This window comes from Bacillus sp. FJAT-28004 (genome assembly GCF_001280845.1).
GTDB lineage: Bacteria > Bacillota > Bacilli > Paenibacillales > Paenibacillaceae > Pristimantibacillus.
This window is the reverse complement of record NZ_LGHP01000015.1, coordinates 1-2,334: the sequence shown is the minus strand read 5'-3', so window position 1 is coordinate 2,334 and position 2,334 is coordinate 1. Positions and strand designations below refer to the sequence as shown.

Annotated in this window: 4 protein-coding genes; all 4 read right to left on the bottom strand. The window is 44.1% G+C overall.

Annotated elements, in window-relative coordinates:
* Window positions 1-26 precede the first annotated feature (26 nt).
* Genes AC787_RS32820 through AC787_RS35140 form a run of 4 tightly spaced genes read right to left on the bottom strand, consistent with a single transcriptional unit; the run spans window position 27 to window position 1,739 of the window.
* On the bottom strand, window positions 27-545 hold the full coding sequence (locus tag AC787_RS32820; protein ID WP_054029197.1) for a hypothetical protein: 519 nt from the start codon (window positions 543-545) through the stop codon (window positions 27-29).
* Window positions 542-1,333, bottom strand: coding sequence for a hypothetical protein (locus AC787_RS32815; RefSeq protein ID WP_054029196.1), 792 nt, complete (start codon window positions 1,331-1,333; stop codon window positions 542-544). Before AC787_RS32815 ends, AC787_RS32820 begins: the two co-directional genes overlap by 4 nt.
* A gap of 2 nt (window positions 1,334-1,335) precedes the next feature.
* Window positions 1,336-1,581 (bottom strand): hypothetical protein, encoded by a 246-nt coding sequence (locus tag AC787_RS32810; RefSeq protein ID WP_054029195.1) that lies wholly within the window; start codon window positions 1,579-1,581, stop codon window positions 1,336-1,338.
* Between the two features lie 35 nt (window positions 1,582-1,616).
* Window positions 1,617-1,739 (bottom strand): hypothetical protein, encoded by a 123-nt coding sequence (locus AC787_RS35140; RefSeq protein WP_268760220.1) that lies wholly within the window; start codon window positions 1,737-1,739, stop codon window positions 1,617-1,619.
* Between the last annotated feature and the right edge of the window lie 595 nt (window positions 1,740-2,334).

Sequence of the window (2,334 nt, the reverse complement as noted above, 5' to 3'; positions counted from 1 at the left end):
AAAAAAAACGCCCTAGATCCTGGCGCTTATACGGTCACTTTAAATGATACATCCGAGAATAACTTCACTTCTTTTATCTTTTTCTCTTTTGGATAGCAAATGAAAAGCTTGGTATTGTCTGCCACCTTCAGCCCTTGACCAAACTGGATGCGTAGCGTATTCAACCATTCCTCTGCTTGCTGCATCGTTCGCTCATCGCCCTCCATCGGCAGTAAATCCGTACCATGATTCCGAACAAACCAGCAAAACGGAACTTCACCGATGTTTAACATCCTCGCTATATCAAGTTCATAGAAATCACTGTGATAGGCTTTCAACTGCTTTAGAACAATCAATTCCATTTGCTCTACAAGCTTATCTGATCTAAATCGCCGCCAATTTCGGCGCATGCTAGCCAGCTGCGCTGCTTTTGCTGTCGCTTCCTCCTCACGGTCTCTAAGTCTAGCTACAGCAAGCTCTTGTTTAAAGGTATTAACTATTTGCTTGAACATACTAACCACTTCCTTTTCTTTTGATTGGTTTTCAAGCCCGTATATTTTCATCATGTTGCATTCATCTCCTCCGGATTTACTTGTTCAATCTCTCCATTTAAGTAAATAATTCGCTGTCCCTCTTGTTTGTACCTTACAAATGAGCATCCAAAATAGGGAACGAGCAGCTGCACATCCTTGATTGAATCCGATTGTGCTAAACAAATCAGCTTGAAGCTAGTTGGGCTTAAAGATACATAATGAGGCTTTTCGTCATATCCAATCTCCTCGAACCGTGTTTGGTCAAAATAGCTCTTCACCGCTCTCCAATCCGATAGGTGCTTGGTATTCTCATGAATATCTGCAATCATCGCTTTGTTTTTTCTGCGCTGTGGGTCAATGGAATACCCTAATGCTTTCTGATTTGACCGTGCGTGATTGATTCCGAGCATCGTAAATAATTCAATCCGGACCTCCTCAACTGCTTCATTGATGCCGGGTCCTGAAATGGTATTTCGGTGAGCCATCAAATCATATGCATTCATACCACTCGCTATAAGATCGAGTGTTTTTTTACGATATTCAGCGGCAACTTCTGCAGGGTTGTGCCAATCGCGGTATTCCGTTTTCAAATCACACATCCGCCCATTATCCCAAACCTTAAGGAAACCCCGACTTTGAAGATCTGGCAATAAGTTAGCAGTTGACCTGCTCAAGTGTCTATAAATATGGAATGAATGTGAATTACCTGATTTTTTAGCAGCCGCTACGACTTCCTTCAGCGCATTCTCAATCATTTCCTCCGTTACAACATTTTCAAATACAAAGGAGAACAAATCGATTTCTTCAGCTTGTCCATTCATACTTATGCAACTCCTTTAGTTTGGATTTTCAAAAGACGGCTGCGATACATCTCTAATCGAACCTCACAGCGTTGACGATGGATCCCTTTTTGAATCCTCAATGCTCTCTCTTCAATGGCAATCATGAACTGAAGGTGCGGAATACTCTCGATTGAATTATGCTTTTCAAGCTGTTTGGATAACACTGAAAAAACACCGTCAAACTGCAACATATCTACTCCACAATCCTGCATTGTCATCTGAACCATAAACATTCCTCCCGATAAAAAAGTCATACGGCCCCCTAAACATCCGGTATCGTTTGCCGGTCTAGCCTGAGCGGCGATGAGCGGAAATCTTTAAGGTCTTGCCGGTGAAGAAGCATTCCGCCACCTCTGGCGTTCTGCAAAGCGCATGTCGTTTTCAAAGAGCTAAACATCCTTATAACGTAGCCGTCATAGCCCGATTTGCTATGCAGGTTCTTGTCGTGCAAGGGTATGCCCGGAGGGATGGCGTTCTCGAAAAGCCACCCTAGCACGGCAAGGTTCTGAATGGCAGGCTAAGATGACGAATGCGTTATAGATTAGGATGTAGCTTTTGAAAACGATCGGAGCGGAGCAGCCTACGGTGGCTGAATAGGTGCGATTCACCGGTGCCCATTAAGATGCTGCAGCGTAGCGGAGGCATCGGCCCTGCAGAGGGTTTCTTTCTTGGAGCATAGCGCAAAGAAAGACAGCCCTCTGTGCTGTCCGGTCTTTGTTTTCATATCGAATATTAGCTTCTTAGATTACTCCGTCCTTGAATTGCTGACTTCGCGGTTGAATGTTATCATTAAGGCAATAATATGTATTATGAATCCCCGATCGCAGTAACGACCAGGGATTCGATTCAAAACAGAATACTCGGCTGAAGTAAACCGCTCGTAAGGGGTGCAACCCTTACGCAGTGGTTTATTTCGTTTTGCCGAGCTTTCTTAAGCGGTGCAACTTCACGCAAGCATAAATCATGCCAGCAGTCGCACC